Genomic DNA, 19,605 nt, shown 5'->3' on the forward strand with positions numbered 1-19,605 from the left:
GTTTGGGTTTTCAAGAACGATTAAAAATGAAAAAATGGTAAATAGATTTTACGTATTAGGGATATGTCTTTGCCTTTTACAGTCTTGTGTATCTTCTTTATCTATTAATGATCAGAAGATTGAGAAACTTTTGTCGCAGATGACAATTGATGAAAAAATAGGACAAATGTGTCAGATCAATGGCTTTTCCGGACAAATTCCGGATAAGATAAAAGAAGAAATAAAGGCTGGAAATGTTGGCTCTATTTTGAACGAAGTTGACGTAAAAACAGTAAATGAAATTCAAAAAACAGCAATTGAAGAAAGTCGGTTGGGTATTCCTTTGCTAATAGGTAGAGATGTTGTACATGGTTTTAAAACCATATTCCCAATTCCTTTGGGGCAAGCAGCTACCTGGAATCCTGAAATAGTAAAAAAAGGGGCAGGTATTGCAGCACAAGAGGCTTCTTTAGCTGGTGTTAACTGGACATTTGCACCCATGATTGATATTGCCAGAGACTCCCGATGGGGGAGAATTGCAGAAAGTTTTGGAGAGGATCCATACTTGGTTTCAAAAATGGCTGTTGCTTCTACCGAAGGTTTTCAGGGCACCAATGGTTCTCTTTTTTCAAATGGTAAAATAGCCGCTTGCGCAAAACACTTTGCCGGCTATGGTGCCGCAGAAGGAGGCCGGGATTATAATACAACACTTATTCCTGAAGGAGAATTGCGGGATGTTTATTTTAAATCATTCAAAGCAGCCAAGGATGCCGGTATCAGAACTTTTATGACAGGATTCAATGATTTGAATGGCGTTCCGGCTTCAGGAAATCAATTCTTGTTTCGTAAGGTTTTAAGAGAGGAGTGGCAATTTGATGGAATGGTGGTCAGCGACTGGGCGTCAATTCATGAATTGATCAGTCATGGTTTTTCTTCTGATGAAAAAGATGCAGCAAAAAAAGCTTTGATAGCAGGCGTTGATATGGAAATGGCTTCCACCTGTTACAAAAATCATATTAAGGAACTTTTGGATGAGGGTCTTATAAATATAGATTTAGTTGATGATGCAGTAAGAAATATACTGCGAATCAAAATTGAACTGGGCTTATTTGAGCACCCATATGTTGATGAAAACAGACAGGGCGAAATTGGAGAAAAAGACATAGAAAAAGCAGCTCTGGAAGCAGCCGAACAGAGCATCGTTCTTTTGAAGAATAAAAATAAGCTGTTGCCTCTTTCCACAAAAATAAATTCAGTTGCAGTTATTGGCCCGATGGCTCATGAAAAATACGAGCAATTGGGAACATGGAGCTTCGATGCCGACAGTTTGTTATCAATTACGCCGCTCGAAGGAATTAGAAATTTACTGGGAAATGCGAAGGTGAATTTTGCAAAAGGATTAAAATACACAAGAGACAAAAATTCAGATGGTTTCAAACAAGCAATAAAGGCTGCAAAATCCTCTGATGTTGTTGTTGTATGCGTGGGCGAGGAAGCGATATTATCAGGAGAGGCTCATTGCCGGGCCAGACTTGATCTTCCTGGAATTCAAAAAGAACTGATACAGGAAATATCGGAAACAGGCAAGCCAGTCGTTCTGATTGTAATGGCAGGAAGAGCATTGAGTATTGGAGATGTATACGAAAATGCAGATGCAGTGCTGTATGCATGGCATCCGGGAACTATGGGAGGAACAGCATTGGCAAATATTTTGTTTGGAAAAGTATCACCTTCAGGTAAATTGCCTATTACAATGCCAAAATCGGTTGGACAGATTCCCATGCACTACAATCATAAAAACAGCGGACGACCTGTTGATCCCAATAACTGGCCTTCAATTGATAAAATTCCCGTAAAGGCCTATCAAACATCATTGGGAAATACTTCTCATTACATGGATGAAGGTTTTGAACCCTTATATCCCTTTGGTTTTGGATTATCATATACTGATTTTGAATATTCAGACTTACGGATTGAAACACCGGTGATTGCAAGAACAGAAGAGTTGAAAGTATCCGTTTTGTTAAGCAACAAAGGCGAATGTACTGCCGAAGAAGTTGTACAGGTTTACATTCGTGATCTGGTTGGAGATGTTACCAGACCGGTAAGAGAACTAAAAGCTTTCGATCGGGTGAAACTGAAGGCAGGAGAAGCCAAAAGGGTGAGTTTTACAATTCCGGCAAGCGAATTGTCATTTCATAATCAGCAAATGACGAATGTTGTTGAGCCTGGAAAATTTATGCTTTGGATTGGAGGAAATTCCAATGCCGATTTGGGTGCTGAGTTTGCAGTGAAATAGGAACTGTTTTAATTTTTATGGCACAACTATATCCTTGTAATACCAATTTAATTTCAAAATTTTGCTTAAAATATCAGCTTGTCATGCTCTGACTATATCCAAGCCGTTCTTGTCAGGGTATGACTTGATTCTAAGCACTATTTTATAAGATCAATTTTGATGTTAATTTGGTATAATTGGCAAGTTTAAAATCAGTTTTAATTTCAAAATCCTGCTTAAAATATCAGCTTGTCATGCTCTGACTATATCCAAGCCGTTCTTGTCAGGGTATGACTTGATTCTATAAGCACTATTTTATAAGATCAATTTTGATGTTAATTTGGTATAATTGGTAAGTTTAAAATCAGTTTTTTCGTGTCAAATGATTTTTAAATCAATCTTTTATGTTGATTGTTTAAGCCGGATTTTAAATGTGTATAATGATAATTATTTGTACCTTAAACCCTATAATTTGTAATTAATAAAACATGAAAAATTTACTATTGTTTTCCATCCTAATACTATCAAATATGGTATTGAAAGCACAGACTAAAAAATCAGACCTGGATGTCAATGATAAAATTGACCAACTGGTTTCTAAATTGACTTTAGAGGAGAAAGCTGCTCTTTGTTCCGGTCGCGATGACTGGAGCACACAGCCGGTCGAACGCCTGAATATCCCATGGATTTGGGTGGCAGATGGTCCCCATGGTCTGCGCCGGGCGCCGGCAACCAATAAGGCTGGTTACGGCGATCAGTTGCCGGCTACCTGCTTTCCAACTGCATCGGCACTTTCTGCAACATGGAATTTAGATATGGTCAATAAAGTTGGACAAGCCATAGGTGAAGAATGCCAGGCGCAAAATGTGAATGTAATTCTAGGGCCGGGTGTCAACATCAAACGATCAGTTTTGGGCGGAAGAAATTTTGAGTTCTTTTCTGAAGACCCAATTTTATCAGGCGAACTGGGAGCCGCCTATATCAACGGAGTTCAAAGCCAGGGCGTGGGAACATCATTAAAACATTATACAGCCAACAATGTCGAAACCATGCGCATGTACAACAACTCCAATATGGATAATCGTACCCTGCACGAAATTTACCTCACTCCATTCGAAATAGCGGTTAAAAAGGCACAGCCATGGACAATTATGGCCTGTTACAATCGGGTTCAGGGCGTTTACGGCACTCAAAGTCCGTATTTGTTAACCGATATGCTTAAAAAGGAATGGGGATTTAAAGGCATTGTTATTTCAGACTGGTTTGCAGTGGTTAACCGGGTTGAAGCAATGAAAGCAGGCATGCACATCGAAATGCCCAGAGTTAGTGGTGTAAATGATTCTCTTGTAGTGGAAGCAGTTAAAAACGGAGATTTGGATATTGCCGTTGTTGATGGATTGGTAAAAGAGATCCTGACAATTGTATTTAAAGCAAAAGCTCTCGAAAAAGAAGGTGCTGAACTCAATGCTGAAAAGCATCACGCTTATGCACGGCAGGTTGAATCAGAAGCCATAACACTTTTGAAGAACAAAAATCAGATATTACCTGTAACAAAAGAGAAGTACAAGCGTGTAGCCATTATTGGAGAATTTGCCTCAGCTCCCCGTTATCAGGGAAACGGAAGCTCTGAAGTGAAACCTACCCGGCTTGATAAAGCGCTTGACATCATCAAAAAAGAATATGGCAAGGACATAAAAATAAGCTATGCGCAAGGCTATAAATTATCTGATGATAATGATACGTCGCTAATAGATGAAGCCAAAAAAGCAGCTGCCGATGCCGATATTGCTTTGGTATTTGCAGGTTTACCATTGCAGTACGAATCCGAAGGCATAGACCGAACCCATATTAATATGCCTGTATCTCATAACAAACTAATTAGTGAGATTGCGAAAGTTCAGAAAAACACGGTTGCCGTACTTACCAACGGAAGCGCAGTTACCATGCCATGGATAAATGAAGTGGATGGTATTTTGGAAACCTGGCTGGGCGGACAAGCCGGAGCTGGTGCTGTTGCCGATGTTTTGTTTGGGAAAATAAATCCATCAGGCAAACTGGCCGAAACATTTCCTGTGAAATTAGAAGACACTCCTTCATTTTTAAATTTTCCGGGTGAGCAAGGCGAAGTCCTTTACGGAGAGCGCATATTTGTTGGCTATCGTTACTACGATGAAAAGAAAATTGAACCTCTGTTTCCTTTTGGATTTGGATTGTCTTATACAACTTTTGAATACAGTAATCTTAAACTATCGGCTAAAAAAACGACCGATAAAGAAGGAGTAAGCGCAACAGTAACAGTTAAAAATACAGGTGATGTAAAAGGGAAAGAAGTTGTGCAATTGTATGTTACCGATAATAAAAGTACACTATTTCGCCCTAAAAAAGAGTTGAAGAAGTTCGCGAAAATTGACTTAGAGCCGGGAGAAGAAAAAGAAGTGACTTTTAAATTGGAAGCCCGGGATTTCTCCTGCTACGATGGAAAAAGAGAGATGTGGATTGCTGAAAGCGGCGAATTTACAATTTCTGCAGCATCATCATCACGCGATATCAGATTATCAGAAGTTGTTGCCCTGCAATCAACGCAACAAGTTCCTTTGGCTTTCGACGAGTACACATTTTTTAGCGAATACTGGAAAAACAAGCAAACCCGGGCATTGCTGATGGAATTAGTTCCAAATTGGATCAAAGGCTTCACAGGAGAAGGAAAATCAGGTTATAATGCAGATTTCCCAGGCTTTATGGTCGATCATCCAATGATAAAATATCCTTACATAACCAATGGCGAAATATCTCATGCTCAAGTAATGGAATTGGTCGAGAAATGTAAGGGTTTTACTTATAATCCATAATAACGATTACAAATATGTAGACCAGAGGAATTTCCACTGGCAGAAACAACGACTTAAATCGTTTTTGCATACCGAAGGAAATAGAAGTAATCCCTTCATTCATTTAGGTAAAGATCATCCCGCAAGGGGTGGTCTTTTTTTATTTCTTCTTGTTTCTTTTGGTAAGCACTTATTGTTTTGTAGTTTCGGGAACCTGAATACAATAAGAGTTGATTAGCGCAACTGCCTCACAAGTAACGGGGGGTAGATTAGGAAAATGAAAATTATGAATGAAGTGAAAATTAAATAAAAGACAATATGACCAATAATGATATATTAAGACGTGTTCGTTACGTGTTTGACTTTAGTGATCTCAAAATGATTGAACTTTTTAAATTAGCCAATTACGATGTCAGTAAAGCGGATTTGGATGGTTGGTTTAAAAAAGATGATGACCCATTATTAGTAGAAATCACAGATAAAGAACTGGCTATTTTCCTCAACGGATTAATCATTGAAAAACGCGGAAAAAGAGAAGGCCCACTACCAGAGCCAGAAGATCCTTTAAGTAACAATATGATTCTTCGGAAACTAAAAATTGCATTGGACTTGAAATCAGATGACATCTTAGATATGCTCGCCTTAATAGATAAAAAAATAAGCAAACATGAGTTGAGTGCTTTTTTCCGTAATCCAGATCATAAACACTATCGAGAATTTTTAGATCAGTACCTAAGATATTTTTTGAATGCACTGCAAAAGAAATACAAAAATAAGTAAGGCAAACATTCTATAGGACAGAAGAAATAATTTGAAAAATCACACAAATACAACATCTTATAATTTCCCGTGCTCCTGCAGATTACAAATCTGCAGGTTTCGAGTTGAGGATTTTCAATCCTCTATTTACAGCTTAGGCGATTATAAATCGCCAACTAATTAAATCCAGATAACAAATCTGGGCCAGCCGTATCGCCTTAAAATATTTTTCTTGTCATGCTCTGACTATAGAGAAGCTGTAAATGTCAGGGTATGACTAAAGATTACCGCTGCTGCCCCTGATTTGCAATCAGGAGTTCTGAGCAATAGGATTTACAACCCGAAATAATAATAAAAACTCGTTGATCAGTTCAGTCCAATTACGATATCCTGACAGCGTATAATACCTGTCAGAGTTTCGTAATTACTTCTCTTTGCAGGTTCAAACCTGTTTTATTTTAAGGGAGTCATTTATTTTTCTTCATATAAGTTGTATCCATTAAATACATATATGTACCGATTATCATAAACTTCTAGTAATGCTACGCATCGATCTGCGAGATCAATTTTGTTGAAATCGAGTTTGAACAGGGAAATGTGTGAAAATACACCCTTTGTGCAGATCTTATGCAAGATACAAGGTTATGGAATGGGAGAGGAGTTATTTAACCCAAAAACACCCAATTAGTCTCAACTAGCTGATTGTTTACAATTAGTGAACTCGGAGGGATTCTTCCTTGTCGGGAACAAGTTACGAACCCCAACCTATGTTGGCGTAAGGTAGTGCACTATCCAGTTATGCTACGCGTCCTTTTTTTCAACCCCAAGAAAAAAACCACGTCACACCAGTTTTCTACTCTCCAAATCCCTCCAAAATCCCATAAAAGAACAATTCAGCATCACATCAGCAGCATAAAATCTCAAAACAGAGAGGAGAGGAGCTAATAAGCTCAGGAAAATCCTACTCAAGTGCAATAAAATTAGAGATGAGTGAGGGGAACACTTCCAAACTGTGGGGAGATTGAACATAAGTGACAGAAAGTCGGAGAAAAGTGCAGGGAAAAGCTAAAAAGCCGGGGGAATCATCAAAAAGTGACAGAAAGTCATAAAAAATGAATTCCTAAAGTGTGAAATATATCATAAAAAATTTATTGAATAGTTTTTGCTTTTCAGACTTGAGAATAATAATTTCATTATGGCAAATAAAAAAAAGAGCATTTATAAAGTAATGTTATGAAACGTTCATGATTCAATAATTATTAACTCATACTCGGGAATGATTATTTACTCATGGAAAGTTCCATCTAACCAAAAATAAAAAAATACAAACAGATGAAAGAAAGTTATTTAAAAGAACTGGAAAAAGGACGACTATTGGTTTATGGTATTTCGGCTGCTGAATCCATTAAGGAATGCATACAGCCAATCTATTCCGAAGAGCGTATCGAATTGGGAAAGTCGCTTTATACAAAAACCAAAACAGCTTTCGAGCTTCAAAATATCGAAGGTATTGAATCCAGTCAGGCAACTCGGGAATTCAACGGGTTTTACACGATGCTGCGCGATAAGCTGATTCGTATTCGTAAGGTGGGGCGCTACTTTTTTAAAAATGATCTTGAATTATCAACCCTTTTGCGTTTAAATAAGGAAGTGCCGGCGGCATATCCTGAGTGGAAATCTTTAGCTGATGATACTGTAAGTGCAATTATTACACATGAAGCTATTCAGGAAAAACTGACACTGGCTAGTTTAACGCCCGAGGCAATTACAGCATTGCAGGCAGACTTGGTCAAACTGGATGACTTAAAGCTGAAGGCTGAAAAAGAGGATGGAGAAGCGCAGCAAGCCACCGCTCAAAAACAAGAGTACTATGTCGAATTTATGGCCTATTGCTCCGATTTGCGTGCCTGTCTCGATTTGTTTTACGAGGGTAGCGAGCGTCAGAAATTAGAAGTTTTGGGCATAGTTGTCAAATAATTAGAAGCTTAATAATTTTGAAATGCCACTTGATAATTCGGGTGGCATTTTTTTAAACTTTAAACAAATTACTTAATTTACAAATACTCAGTTTTTTTGTGTGGATATATATTAATTGTAAGGCCACCTGTAACCTCTATTTTTTGCGGTTAAACTAACCTGAAATTATTTTTTCAAAGTTAAACTCCCGGCATTTAAACCTTTGGCTGCAGCCGATAAAACAACTTCATTTGTATTATCCTCTTTTTGAATAATGATTTGTGCGTATCCGTTAAACAACTTTCGTTTCCAGGGTTCAGACGGTGTTATTACCTGAATAATTCCGGGATCTGTGTTCATAACATCCCACTCTTTTAATTTTTGCAAAGGCTGAGCAATAATCTGAATGGCGTTTGTTCCTTGCTTTAAAACACTGGTATTAAAAACATATTTTTGATCATCTTCTGTACTCGGGGCAATTTTATTTCCGTTGACAGAAATTACTGCGTTTGCGCCAATTTTTTTATAAAAGAAAGTAACCGTATTTGTTTTAAGATTGCTCTTTAAATCAAATTTACCTCTGTAAACATAAGCCGGAGCCTGATTTTTATAATCTCTGTCTTTAAACCCTTCCAGCCAGTTATCTTCAGAATCTGTTACTTTTTGATTTGAATCTGCTGAAGCCAGTTTTTTCTCTTCAAAATCAGTTATTGGCAGTAATTCTATATTATCAATAAATTGGTCTTTTTCTAAAGATGTCGGGTTTCCATTGCCAACACCAAGAATTTTTCCACCTTTTAAAGAAAATGTTATTTCATGATTTGCAGTTGGTACATGTACACCATTTTTGTCTGTTGTCTCAACGGTTACCACAACAACATTGCTGTTTGTCTGGTTTTCTTTATCAACCGAAAGCTTTATATTCTCGGGATTTTCAGTTGTCTTCTGGATTTCTGAAAGTACTTTTTTGCCGTTTTTATAACCAATCGCTTCAAGAGTTCCCGGCGTGTATTTTACCTTCCATTCTAAATGTCCGTATTGCTTCATTTTCTTTTTGCCCAAGCTTTTTTTGTTCAGGAAAAGTTCTACTTCATCGCAATTTGAATAGGCCCAAACGTCGATTTCCTTGCCTTCCATTCCACTCCAGTTCCAATGTGGCATAATGTGCAAAACAGGTTCATTTCCCCACCATGATTTTAAGTAAAACACATTGTCTTTCGGGAAACCGCAAACATCCATCATTCCAAAATAAGAAGTTACAGATGGCCAGCCGTAAGGCGTTGGTTCTCCGCGATAATCAAATCCCGTCCAAATAAATAGTCCTGCTAAATACGGACGCGTTGCATAAAATTTCCAGCCTTCTTCAATGCTGTAAAATGTCGGACGAGGTTTTCTGTCGTAGGCACTTTGATAATGTTTGGTATCATCTGTAAAATAAATTCCTCGTGCTGCAAATGTAGAACCTTCCTCTGTTCCCATTCCAGGCTGTTGTTTGAATTCATTTCGGTGGGCATCAATATCCCCGTTACCCAAATAATTATAGCCCATAATTTCTACAACAGATGATATTCCGCTTTTAAAACCACTGCTAATTCCAACTGTAACAGGTCTTGTAGTATCGATACTTTTTGTAAAACCCTGCATGACGTTCGTAATACGCTCACCAACAATTCCACCTTCAATTTTCCATTCTTCATTTCCAACAGACCAGCAAAAAATACTCGGATGATTACGGTCGCGTTCGATCATTCGTTTTAAATTATTTAAATGATAATCGTTAATTCCCATCAATCTGGTTTCATCAATAACCAGCATCCCTAATTCATCACAAGCTTTTAACAATTCAGGAGTTGGCGGATGATGCGAACAACGATACGCATTCGAACCCATCCCTTTCAGTTTTTTGATTCTGAAATACTGCAATTCGTCCGGCAAAGCTGTTCCTATTCCCGCATGATCCTGATGATTGTTGGTGCCTTTTAGTTTTACTGATTTTCCATTCAGGAAGAAACCTTTTTCGGCATCAAACTTTATTGTTCTTATTCCGAAAGTTGTTTCATAATGATCAATAATTTTTCCGTCTTGTTTAATCTGAGTCATTAAATGATACAAATTCGGATTTTCAATATCCCATAACAATGGATTATTTACTTGTAATTTTGAAGTGTAATGTATTGTTTTATAAAAATCAGGAGTCGTTGTATTTTCAGAAATAGTTGCAATTTGTTTTCCTGAAGCCTCCAAAATAGTCTGGACAACTTCAATCATACCTTTATAACTGCCTTTATTCTCAATAGTAACATCAGCCGTAACTTCCGCATTATTTTCTTTTATTTCTGAGGTAACATAAGTTCCGTTTTCTGCAACATGAATCGGATTCGTTTTCTTTAAATATACATGTCTGTAAATTCCGGCACCTTCATAAAACCAGCCTTCTTCCATCGAAGCATCAACACGCACAACAATTGTATTTTTGCCGCCGTAATTCACATATGCTGTAATATCATATTCAAAACCATTATAACCGCTTTCTTCTGTTCCGAGATAATGTCCATTAAAAAAAACTTTTGAATTTCTAAAAACGCCATCGAATTTTAAAGAAATAATTCGTCCTTTATCTGTTTCCGGAATATTGATTTTTTTTCGATACCAGCCTATGCTTTTTTCAGGAAAATTTTTCCCGGCAGTTTTAAATCCGTGACTAAAACTGGCTTTTTCACTAAACGATTGCTCTACAGCCCAATCGTGAGGCAAATCTAATTTTCGCCACGCACGATCATCAAAAGCTGGAGCTGCCGGACCATCTCCATATCCGGTTTTGGCTAAATAGGAAAAATATCCTGTTGCATGATTAAAATCTTTCTGAGTATCATATAAATGACCAAACGAAAAACGCCAGTCTTTATCAATTAAAATCAGCTCTCTTTCGGTGTGCTTTTGTGCTGAAATACAAAATGGTATTGAAAATACCAAAAAGAAAAAAAATCGATTAAGAGAAATAGATTTCATAAATAATTCCAGTTAATTTGATATACGTAAAGGTTATAAATATACCCTTTTTGAATTACAGGAATTAATAGTATTTTATCAAAGTTTAATGGTAAAAAAGCACCATTAAAAACGGTACTCGATACATTTTTTGTTAATTCTCATGCTATAAAGGGTTCTCATCCCGGTTTAAATTTGAGAAATTAGCCCATAAAAAAAACTCATCAATTTCTTGATGAGTTTTTCAGTGAACACGGAGGGATTATTCCTCGTTCCTCGTCATGAACAAGTTACGAACCCCAATTGGGTTCTCATCCCGGTTTAAATTTGAGAAATTAGCCCATAAAAAAAACTCATCAATTTTTTGATGAGTTTTCTGTGAACACGGAGGGATTCGAACCCCCAACCTCCTCGGCCGTAACGAGGTGCACTATCCAGTTATGCTACGCGTCCTTTATTCTTGTTTGTCCTGCAAATATAGGGGTTTTAGACCGATTTCTCCAAATGTTTTAATGTTTTTTTAGAGACAAAAACGAATGGTTTTGCTAAGAACTTTACAGGTAGGATTTTACAATAGAAGAATTTTTACTGCAACTAGCTAAGAAGTCTTGGCTAGTAGTAAATTTAGCTAAGGATATATGAATGTTGGCGAAGTTTAACAAGCGATTAACAAGTAAAAGATATAATTGTCTGGAATTATTTGTATAATTTTACTAGAATACAAAGAAACAGTTGAAACAACCATGTGAAAAGAATTACAGTAAGAATGAGTGTAATTTGGGAGTTTCATATGGCAAACACACACAATTATAATCATATGAACAGAGAACCTTCAGAATTATTTGAGGACCTTGAAGAATCCAAGGCATTATTTCACATTCATAAACTTCAGAACATGTGTAATGAGGTAAGAAAGCAGAATGGGGACGATCATATGCATAATTTTTACACCATTACATGGATTAAGGAAGGAGAAGCAATACATGCCACCAAATATGTTGAGTACACATTGCGTAAAAATTCGATTCTTTTTGTGCCGCCGGGCTTAATGCATCGTTTTATTAGTAATGCACATTGCACAGGTTATTCTATAACCTTTAACGAAGCATTTTTTGCTGTTAAAGAGAATGGTGAAGATTCAGTTTCCGATTCAACATTGTTCAGTAACCCCGATTTCCGATCAATTATTACATTGGATGAAAAGCAGCAAATGGTTTTTAAGGGAATTATAGAATTGATGGAAAAAGAATTTGAGAACGATGATCGATACCGTCACGAGATGTTATTGCAGCAATTGAAGTTGTTTTTATTGGAATCAAGAAGAATTTATGAAGAGCAGCACGATTTGGATGTGAGTTTAGACGAAGAGCATCCTGGCTCGGTCATTATTAAATTTAAACAGCTGATAGATGATAATTACAAGGAACAAAAAAATGTTTCTTCCTACGCCGATATGCTTAATTTGAGAGCAACATGTTTGAATGAGATTACGAAGAAAACAACCGGTATCACAGCAGGAGAATTAATCAGAAACAGAGTGATAAAAGAAGCAAAAAAAATGCTTTATAGTTCTGATTTGAATACCAAGGAAATAGCTTATAATTTGGGTTTTAATGATCCGGCTTATTTTAGCCGCTTCTTTAAAAAATACACCAGTCAAACATTAAGCGATTATCGGAGTCTGATTAGAAAATAATCCAACAATAAAGGGAATTTGTCCATTTACCGATGAACAATTACGTGCTAAATTTGTAATTGTAAGGTTCTTACAGATATTTTAAAACGAATAAAAGAAATTTAATTAATATTTGAAGTTATGAAGAGATTAGGTTTAGTAATGATAGTAGTTCTTGTTGTCAGTGTTGTTTCGACTCCAGGCACGGCTTTGGCAAAAAAAGACAATTTAAAATTGAATGCTGAAAATAGTAAAATTGAATGGTTAGGTAAAAAAGTGACAGGAGAACATTCCGGAACCATTAAAGTAAAGAGTGGAAGCTTGGTACTTGACGAAGGTGAAATTGTTAAAGGAAGTTTTGTTGTTGATATGACAAGTATTGCGAATACAGACCTGAAGGATGCTGATTACAAAGCAAAGTTGGAAGGTCATTTAAAATCCGACGATTTTTTTGGTGTGGAAAAATTTCCTGAATCAAAATTTGAAATTACCAATGCCGAGAAAATGGAAGATGGTAATTACAAGGTAAAAGGAAATATTACAATCAAAGGAATTACTGAACCCATTGAATTTATGGCGAATTTACACAAACATGATGCGAGTGTACATGTAAGTGGAAAAATGACTATCGATAGAACAAAGTTCAACGTTCGTTACGGATCCGGTTCTTTCTTCGATAATCTGGGAGATAAAACAATTTATGATGATTTTGAATTAAATTTAGATTTATATTTAGAGTAAAGATTTTTTTTTTAGAAGCATAAGCCGGAATATTCTTATTTCGGCTTTTTATATGGAATTGTATTGTGTAATTAATAAGAACAATAGTTTTGATGCTTTTGTAAAGTCTCGCTAAATCTTTGATCTTACTGTAAATAATCGTAATTTGTTAACGCTTTAAACCTAAACCAAATGTTATTATGATGCGAATTTTGTTTTCAACTTTATTTGCCTTACTGATCTGTTCGAATACTTCTGCTGAAGTAAACTTAAAAAATTTGCATAGTTCCCGTGTTTATTCCACAGTTCTTAAAGAATACCGCGATGTAAAAGTTTTGCTTCCCAACGAATATAACGACACATATTATAAATACCCAACAATCTATTTGTTGGATGCAGAGACGAACTTCGATATGGGAATCGAAGTTTTAAGTTTTCTCATGGATAATCATTTTATTCCGCCTCATATTGTTGTAGGGCTTCCGAATACCGATCGCTTTCGCGATATGACTCCTGTTGATTCAATTATGAATAAAAATATTTTTCGAACCCGGGGAGGAGCCGATAATTTTATTAAAACCCTCGAGTTGGATGTGTTTCCCTTTATTGCAGATAATTTTAGAGCGAGTACTCAGCGGCTGGTTATGGGACACAGTTATAGTGGTCTTTTCGTAGTATATGCATTTTCTACACGACCCGACTTATTTGATAAATATTTGGCCTTTAGTCCGATTCTTTGGTGGAATAATAAGGCGATTGTGAACGATATTGACCAGTTCTTAAGCAACAATTCATCCATTAGAAAACAACTGTTTGTTTCTTTTGCCGAGGAAGCTACGGAGATGTTAAAATCCTGTAAATCCTTAATTCTATCCTTAGAAACAAAAGCACCATCTGATCTGAAATGGAATTATGCATGGATGCCCGACGAAAGTCATTACACCCTCTATCGTAAAAGTTTAATGCAGGGCATGGAAACTATTTTCGCGGAATACAAATATCCTGATGTACAGGTTTTAGTTGAAAAGGGTGTTGAGGTTGCTGAAACTTATCAACGAAAAGTATTGTTGAGTTATGGCAGAAATGAAAAATTGCCCTATTCTCTGCTTGAGAATGTTTGTATTCAGCTTAAAGATGCTGAACGGTATGATGACGCAATGGCTTTTTTAAAATATTCTATTTCCAATTATCCTGAAAGAGCAGAGTCATTTTATTACGTAGGTGAGATCTACGAAAAAGTTAATCAACCTAAGGAAGCAGTAAAGTTTTATGAGATTGCGCATAACAAAGACAAAGGCAGATGGGATTATGAGAATAAATTTATTGCGATGCAGAAATTATTGGTTGAACTTGAAAATAAAACTCAAAACAATATAGATTTATAATGTAAAGCAAGGCGAAGTATTAAATATTAATTCCTTTAAATTTATTTACCCTCCTACACAATTACTTTTATTCTAGTCCGTTACACACTATAATAATAGTGATATATTTTTACTGATACAATTGATTTGCATTGGTCGATAGTAAAAGCGGAGGAACGATGAAGGGAATATTTTTCACAGAGTTTTTGGAAATGATAGAGAAGGAGTATGATTTAATCTTAACCGAAAAGATCATTTCTGATTTGGGAACAGGAAATAACGGTGTTTACGAAGCAACAGCCGATTATCCGTACAGTCAATTTGTTGAGTTGTGTAATTTGCTTAGTTCCGAAGTGAAAAGTTCAGTTCCCGATGTCGCAAAAAACTTTGGAGAATATCTTTTCTCCCGTTTGGTAATTTTGTTTCGACCCAGTTTTGCCGGTAACAGCAGCATATTCGATTTCTTGGATCAGATAGATGAGTTCATCCACAATAAAATTCAGGAACGCTTTACTCCGGTTGAAATTCCACGTTTTAGAGTGGTGAAAATTAATGATTCCACGTTTCAGATGAGTTATCAGACTGAAAAATTACTGATTGATTTGGCCATTGGATTATTTATGGGCTGTCAAAGGTTTTTTAATGAAGAATTGACTTTAAATACTGAATTTATTTCAGAGAAAAACAAATTGGTCTGTTTCACCCTTTCAAAAAATGAGGTGTTAGTTTGATTCCATATTGTGAAAGGTGAAATATTTGGTTTTCCCGGCCTTCACTTCAAGATCAAATTGCTGATCTTTGCTATCTCCGTTTGGAGAATTTACTCTAAGAGTAACGGTATGTTTTCCCTCTTTCAATCGAATTCGGGTGTAGTGAATAGAGTTGGGTAGGGTTTGCCAATTTCTGGTGTCGGCTTTTTCAGTAACGGCATTAAAAATGCTGATAATAGCACCTAAATTTTCATCTTTACTTCTTGTGTAACTTTCAATTGCCTGCTTGGTGGCAAGTCGAAGTAAAGAATTTGCCATTTCGCGCACCATTCGGTCTTTTAATGTTTTAAAAGCAATTGCGTTTATGTCTTCTCCTTTATCCAAAGGATAGCTAAGCGAATCATTTATAATGATATCGGCATTTGTGTAGTAGGGAATTCGTTCCTGATACTTTGGAAAAGCAACACGAACAAAATCCAGATCACTAAAAGAATTTTGTGTCCGGCTATCCATATTTCCTACAAAAAAAGGCAACGTAACATTTTCTTCATTGTTCACCATGGTCAGATAGCCATCGCGACCATTAACGGCGCTAAAATTGATGCTCCATTCTGCTTTTACCGGACCAAGCCCCGACAACCAGATGATTATTACATCTCCTTCAGTCTTGTCGGCCTTTTGGAAATCGAAGCCAAATTTATTTTTGAAAAATTCATAATCTTCCATCAAACCGGTTTTATAGGCAGTTCGAAGAAGATCTTCTTTCAATTGCTGCGGTGCAGGAGTATTAAAGTTTTTTAGATAATTGTCCTCATAAATTTTAAGAGCATTCCGATAAGCAATAAAGGCATTGTTCGAATCTCCCGACGAATCGTAAATTAACCCCATTAGTGTATGGGCAAAGGCATCATCGCTGTATCTGTTCTGATAATTCTTTGGATATTTATCGTTCAGGGCATACAATTTTTCATTTACTCTTCGGCATTCAACCAAAGCCGCTTCCGTATCGCCCATTTCCAAATAGCTTAACGCTTTATAGAAATTGAGCATTACATTCTCAAAATCCTCTGGAACATAGGGTCTGGCCATTGGATTGGTAAGCATTGCCAATGCTTCCGAACCAATATTTTTACGTTGATCTTCAATGAAAAGATCCGCTTCGTTAAAATACTTAGTCGCCGAAACATAATCTTGCTGCATCCACGATAAGGTTCCCTTATTCAGTAAAAACAAGGCTTTATTTTTGTTTCGATTGCTCTTTTTATCTTTATCCAGTACTTTTTCGGCACTCGCTATGTCGCCCTGCAAAAAATAGTTGTTAAAAGCTTCATTTTGCATGTAATAGGTAGCACAACCAGATAATAGAAGAAGAACACCAAATAAAAAAACAGGGAGTATTTTACCCGATATATGTAAGGATAATTTTTGCTTCATCGAAAAAGGAATAAAGAAATTCAGGAAGCCAACCAATGACTTCCTGTTGAGTACTAATTTATTTGTTTACGTACTTTTTAATTTTCTTATCACCCATCCAAACCAGTTCGCTGGTTTCAAGATTAGTTAACTCCAGATTTAACTGATAGTAACGAACATTTTCTTTTTTATAACTGTCTATAATCGAATTGATGTCACCTTGTAATATGAAATCAGCACCTAATTCCTGTCCCCATTTTTTAAGAGTTGCTTTGGATGCAAAATCTTGTTGGTCTGCACGTTCCTGACGAAGATCTTCTCGTTTGGCACCCGCTTGTACCAAGCGAACCCGACTGTCATTTAAAATGGCTTTTTCGATGTCTTTAATGTAAGTATCCGAATCGATGTGTTCTGAACTTTTATTGGTGATTAAGCCAACAATAACAACAGGTTTACGATTAAATTCCTGTTGATAATCTTCAATCCAATTTTGATTAAGTAATTGATCAATTAAAGCCTCGGCAGTCAATTTTGAATCGGTATCGTTCCATCGACCACTTAAATCAATTTGCTGATCAGGAGATACCCGGGTAACTTGTCTCGAGCACGAAACGCCAGCTAATACAGCCAGTGCGAAAACAAATAAGCGAAATGAATACTTCATAATATTTTCATTTTTTGTTATAAATAATATTCTAATTTTTTGAAGTGAATTGTATTCAGGTAATTACAATTTTTATGCCAATATGATTATAAATCCTCTACTAATTTTGATAGTTTTAGGTAATGCGATTCACTAATTGGAGTGAGAGGCAAACGCAAACAATTTTCACAGAGTTTTTTCATGCTTAGAATTGCTTTAATTCCGGCAGGATTGCCTTCTGTAAAAAGGTTTTGGATGATTCCAAACATCTTATAATGAATCTGAAGAGCTTCCTTGTTTTTGCCATCTAATGCTAATCTTACCATCTGGCTCCATTCCTTTGGAAAAGCATTCCCAAGTACAGAAATAACACCACTGCCTCCTAATGAAATAAGAGGAAAGGTTATGGCATCATCGCCTGATATCACTAAAAAGTCTTTTGGTTTGTTTTTAAGAATGTTCATAAGTTGTTCCATATTACCTGAAGCCTCTTTTACACCAATTATATTTTCAATTTCCGAAGCCAGTTTTACGCAGGTTTCAGCGCTGATGTTAACACCAGATCTGCTTGGTACATTATAAAGAATTACCGGAACCGGACTGGCATTTGCAATGGCCTGATAATGCAGAAACAAGCCTTCCTGACTGGGTTTGTTGTAGTAAGGAGCAACTGATAGAATGGCGTCAATTTCATCAAATTCGGCGAACTCCTGAATCTGCTGAATAACAGCCTGTGTATTGTTTCCTCCAAAGCCAACCACCAAAGGAACGCGCTTCGCATTCACCTCAATAATGTGGTTGATGACGGAAATTTTTTCATCACACGAAAGTGTTGATACCTCACCTGTAGTTCCCAGCACTACTAAATAATTAATACCATTTTTAATCTGAAAATTAACAGTGTCGCTAAGTGCAGTATAATCGACACTTCCATTATTTTTAAATGGAGTAATAAGAGCTATGCCTGTTCCTGTAAATTTGTTGCTGTTCATCCTTATTACTTTTTAATCTGTGAAAGATACTTTAAGCTTTCGCTGATTAGATTTTCCATAGAATTGTTTTTCCCCTGATCAATCATTAAATCAAGATGTTCACAGTTGTCCACCAATGAACCAACTTTGCAGGATGCCAATGAAACTTGTGTAATGTATTTTATCGACAGATGTTCCGATTTAGTAAGAACAAAGAGTAAATCAAACTTAGTATTGATGAATTCAATTAATTCGGGAATGATTGGTTCTCCGCTCCATTTCACATCCTTATTGGTATAGAAAACTATTTTTTGAGCCACACCAAAATCAGGCAGTTCGTTGGCGTTAACCCAACCAACGGTTTGCACTTTATAGCCTTTTTGGCTTAAATCTTCTGCGAACTTTTTTACTACAGAGTGATTCTTTTCCTGAAGAGTATCAAACAGGATCCCTATACTTTTAGAACTTTCTAAATTGTGAAACTCCTTTTTGCGCGTATTTTTTTTTAGCTTGCTTTTGATTTTTAAGCCGGCAAGCTGATTTTTAATATTTTGAAAAAAACTCATTTTATATTCGATAGTTAAGTTGAAGGCTTGTATTTATGGGTTGCACAGGCAATCACAATTTGAAACCACAAGTTATGAAAAAAATCATTTTGTAAATCATAAATTAAGCTTATTTAATTTTTTTTGGAGCCTTGTAACCATTTGGATTCAGTTTGCCTGGGGCAATGTGTAACTCATTTGCCAGATCGAAGAGACTATTCATATTCATTACTTCGCATGCTTTTATTGCAATTTTAGCACAAGCCAAAGTGTCCTCTAATGCATCGTGGTGTTTAAGTGGAATATCGAACAAGTGAGCCATTGTATTCAGCTTGTGGTTTGGCATATTGGGCCATATGTTACGGCTGATTTGTACGGTGCATAGGTAATCAAATTCCGGAAAACGAATGCCATAAGTGTCTAAACAGGCGCGAAGTACCGATACATCAAAACTGGCGTTGTGGGCAATCACCATTTTACCATGAAGATAATCTTCCACTTCTTCCCATATGTAATTGAAGCTGGGTTCGTTCATTACATCTTCCTCTGTAATTCCATGTATACTAACATTCATCGGATGAAAATACATTTCAGGAGGCGATATCAACCAATCTTTGCTTTCAACAATAATTCCATTCTCAACACGGACCAAACCAAGCGAACAGGCAGAATTTCGTTGTCCGTTTGCTGTTTCGAAATCTATAGCGGTAAAATTCATTTTTTTTTAAGATAAAAGAGTAAAGAAACAAGGACTAAAACTTTTAATTTTGTGCTAA

The 19,605-nt window shown here is 36.4% G+C and carries 14 protein-coding genes and 1 tRNA gene; 8 read left to right on the top strand and 7 right to left on the bottom strand.

What is annotated here, in order from left to right; all coding sequences use genetic code 11:
• Nucleotides 1-34: 34 nt before the first annotated feature.
• The 4 genes from GQR60_RS02440 to GQR60_RS02455 all read left to right on the top strand — a co-directional run bounded on the left by GQR60_RS02440 (nucleotide 35) and on the right by GQR60_RS02455 (nucleotide 7,821).
• Nucleotides 35-2,278 carry a glycoside hydrolase family 3 N-terminal domain-containing protein gene (locus GQR60_RS02440; protein ID WP_124991404.1) on the top strand — a complete coding sequence of 748 codons (2,244 nt, stop codon included), beginning with the start codon at nucleotides 35-37 and terminating at the stop codon, nucleotides 2,276-2,278.
• 467 nt (nucleotides 2,279-2,745) lie between these two features.
• Nucleotides 2,746-5,106, top strand: a complete 2,361-nt coding sequence (locus GQR60_RS02445; protein ID WP_124991405.1) for a glycoside hydrolase family 3 C-terminal domain-containing protein — start codon at nucleotides 2,746-2,748, stop codon at nucleotides 5,104-5,106.
• A gap of 297 nt (nucleotides 5,107-5,403) precedes the next feature.
• Nucleotides 5,404-5,865, top strand: coding sequence for a YehS family protein (locus GQR60_RS02450; protein WP_124991406.1), 462 nt, complete (start codon nucleotides 5,404-5,406; stop codon nucleotides 5,863-5,865).
• Nucleotides 5,866-7,176: 1,311 nt separating this feature from the next.
• Complete coding sequence (locus GQR60_RS02455; RefSeq protein WP_124991407.1) at nucleotides 7,177-7,821, top strand: hypothetical protein; 645 nt, start codon at nucleotides 7,177-7,179, stop codon at nucleotides 7,819-7,821.
• A gap of 165 nt (nucleotides 7,822-7,986) precedes the next feature.
• Here GQR60_RS02455 and galA read toward each other — a convergent pair whose 3' ends face one another.
• A complete protein-coding gene (gene galA / locus GQR60_RS02460) occupies nucleotides 7,987-10,809 on the bottom strand; it encodes a beta-galactosidase GalA (RefSeq protein WP_124991408.1) in 2,823 nt (940 codons plus the stop codon).
• Between the two features lie 358 nt (nucleotides 10,810-11,167).
• Nucleotides 11,168-11,241 (bottom strand) — tRNA-Arg (locus tag GQR60_RS02465).
• A gap of 313 nt (nucleotides 11,242-11,554) precedes the next feature.
• Between GQR60_RS02465 and GQR60_RS02470 the strand changes: the two genes are divergently transcribed.
• The 4 genes from GQR60_RS02470 to GQR60_RS02485 all read left to right on the top strand — a co-directional run bounded on the left by GQR60_RS02470 (nucleotide 11,555) and on the right by GQR60_RS02485 (nucleotide 15,278).
• Nucleotides 11,555-12,484, top strand: a complete 930-nt coding sequence (locus GQR60_RS02470) for a helix-turn-helix domain-containing protein (protein WP_148096529.1) — start codon at nucleotides 11,555-11,557, stop codon at nucleotides 12,482-12,484.
• 120 nt (nucleotides 12,485-12,604) lie between these two features.
• Nucleotides 12,605-13,204, top strand: a complete 600-nt coding sequence (locus GQR60_RS02475) for a YceI family protein (protein ID WP_124991410.1) — start codon at nucleotides 12,605-12,607, stop codon at nucleotides 13,202-13,204.
• Nucleotides 13,205-13,383: 179 nt separating this feature from the next.
• Nucleotides 13,384-14,568: an alpha/beta hydrolase-fold protein gene (locus GQR60_RS02480; protein ID WP_124991411.1), complete on the top strand. Its 1,185-nt coding sequence runs from the start codon at nucleotides 13,384-13,386 to the stop codon at nucleotides 14,566-14,568.
• A 158-nt stretch (nucleotides 14,569-14,726) separates the two neighbouring features.
• Nucleotides 14,727-15,278 (top strand): heme NO-binding domain-containing protein, encoded by a 552-nt coding sequence (locus tag GQR60_RS02485; RefSeq protein WP_124991412.1) that lies wholly within the window; start codon nucleotides 14,727-14,729, stop codon nucleotides 15,276-15,278.
• Here GQR60_RS02485 and GQR60_RS02490 read toward each other — a convergent pair.
• The 5 genes from GQR60_RS02490 to GQR60_RS02510 all read right to left on the bottom strand — a co-directional run bounded on the left by GQR60_RS02490 (nucleotide 15,270) and on the right by GQR60_RS02510 (nucleotide 19,547).
• Nucleotides 15,270-16,691 carry a COG3014 family protein gene (locus GQR60_RS02490; protein WP_124991413.1) on the bottom strand — a complete coding sequence of 474 codons (1,422 nt, stop codon included), beginning with the start codon at nucleotides 16,689-16,691 and terminating at the stop codon, nucleotides 15,270-15,272. The two genes, GQR60_RS02485 and GQR60_RS02490, sit on opposite strands and share 9 nt — an antisense overlap.
• Nucleotides 16,692-16,749: 58 nt before the next feature.
• Entirely contained in the window at nucleotides 16,750-17,334 is a 585-nt protein-coding gene (locus tag GQR60_RS02495; RefSeq protein WP_101309201.1) for a penicillin-binding protein activator LpoB, read from the bottom strand.
• Between the two features lie 86 nt (nucleotides 17,335-17,420).
• Entirely contained in the window at nucleotides 17,421-18,305 is an 885-nt protein-coding gene (gene dapA / locus GQR60_RS02500) for a 4-hydroxy-tetrahydrodipicolinate synthase (protein ID WP_124991414.1), read from the bottom strand.
• A 5-nt stretch (nucleotides 18,306-18,310) separates the two neighbouring features.
• On the bottom strand, nucleotides 18,311-18,850 hold the full coding sequence (locus GQR60_RS02505; protein WP_124991415.1) for a DUF6913 domain-containing protein: 540 nt from the start codon (nucleotides 18,848-18,850) through the stop codon (nucleotides 18,311-18,313).
• Nucleotides 18,851-18,959: 109 nt separating this feature from the next.
• On the bottom strand, nucleotides 18,960-19,547 hold the full coding sequence (locus tag GQR60_RS02510; RefSeq protein WP_124991416.1) for an exonuclease domain-containing protein: 588 nt from the start codon (nucleotides 19,545-19,547) through the stop codon (nucleotides 18,960-18,962).
• Nucleotides 19,548-19,605: the final 58 nt, after the last annotated feature.

Source organism: Labilibaculum euxinicum (genome assembly GCF_009795715.1).
Taxonomy (GTDB): Bacteria; Bacteroidota; Bacteroidia; order Bacteroidales; family Marinifilaceae; genus Labilibaculum; species Labilibaculum euxinus.

What these genes read in the sequence shown, in the direction of transcription:
- GQR60_RS02440 (WP_124991404.1), top strand. Translation starts at nt 35, where the DNA reads ATGGTAAATAGATTTTACGTATTAGGGATATGTCTTTGCCTTTTACAG.
- GQR60_RS02445 (WP_124991405.1), top strand. Translation starts at nt 2,746, where the DNA reads ATGAAAAATTTACTATTGTTTTCCATCCTAATACTATCAAATATGGTA.
- GQR60_RS02450 (WP_124991406.1), top strand. Translation starts at nt 5,404, where the DNA reads ATGACCAATAATGATATATTAAGACGTGTTCGTTACGTGTTTGACTTT.
- GQR60_RS02455 (WP_124991407.1), top strand. Translation starts at nt 7,177, where the DNA reads ATGAAAGAAAGTTATTTAAAAGAACTGGAAAAAGGACGACTATTGGTT.
- galA (WP_124991408.1), bottom strand. Translation starts at nt 10,809, where the DNA reads ATGAAATCTATTTCTCTTAATCGATTTTTTTTCTTTTTGGTATTTTCA.
- GQR60_RS02470 (WP_148096529.1), top strand. Translation starts at nt 11,555, where the DNA reads ATGAGTGTAATTTGGGAGTTTCATATGGCAAACACACACAATTATAAT.
- GQR60_RS02475 (WP_124991410.1), top strand. Translation starts at nt 12,605, where the DNA reads ATGAAGAGATTAGGTTTAGTAATGATAGTAGTTCTTGTTGTCAGTGTT.
- GQR60_RS02480 (WP_124991411.1), top strand. Translation starts at nt 13,384, where the DNA reads ATGATGCGAATTTTGTTTTCAACTTTATTTGCCTTACTGATCTGTTCG.
- GQR60_RS02485 (WP_124991412.1), top strand. Translation starts at nt 14,727, where the DNA reads ATGAAGGGAATATTTTTCACAGAGTTTTTGGAAATGATAGAGAAGGAG.
- GQR60_RS02490 (WP_124991413.1), bottom strand. Translation starts at nt 16,691, where the DNA reads ATGAAGCAAAAATTATCCTTACATATATCGGGTAAAATACTCCCTGTT.
- GQR60_RS02495 (WP_101309201.1), bottom strand. Translation starts at nt 17,334, where the DNA reads ATGAAGTATTCATTTCGCTTATTTGTTTTCGCACTGGCTGTATTAGCT.
- dapA (WP_124991414.1), bottom strand. Translation starts at nt 18,305, where the DNA reads ATGAACAGCAACAAATTTACAGGAACAGGCATAGCTCTTATTACTCCA.
- GQR60_RS02505 (WP_124991415.1), bottom strand. Translation starts at nt 18,850, where the DNA reads ATGAGTTTTTTTCAAAATATTAAAAATCAGCTTGCCGGCTTAAAAATC.
- GQR60_RS02510 (WP_124991416.1), bottom strand. Translation starts at nt 19,547, where the DNA reads ATGAATTTTACCGCTATAGATTTCGAAACAGCAAACGGACAACGAAAT.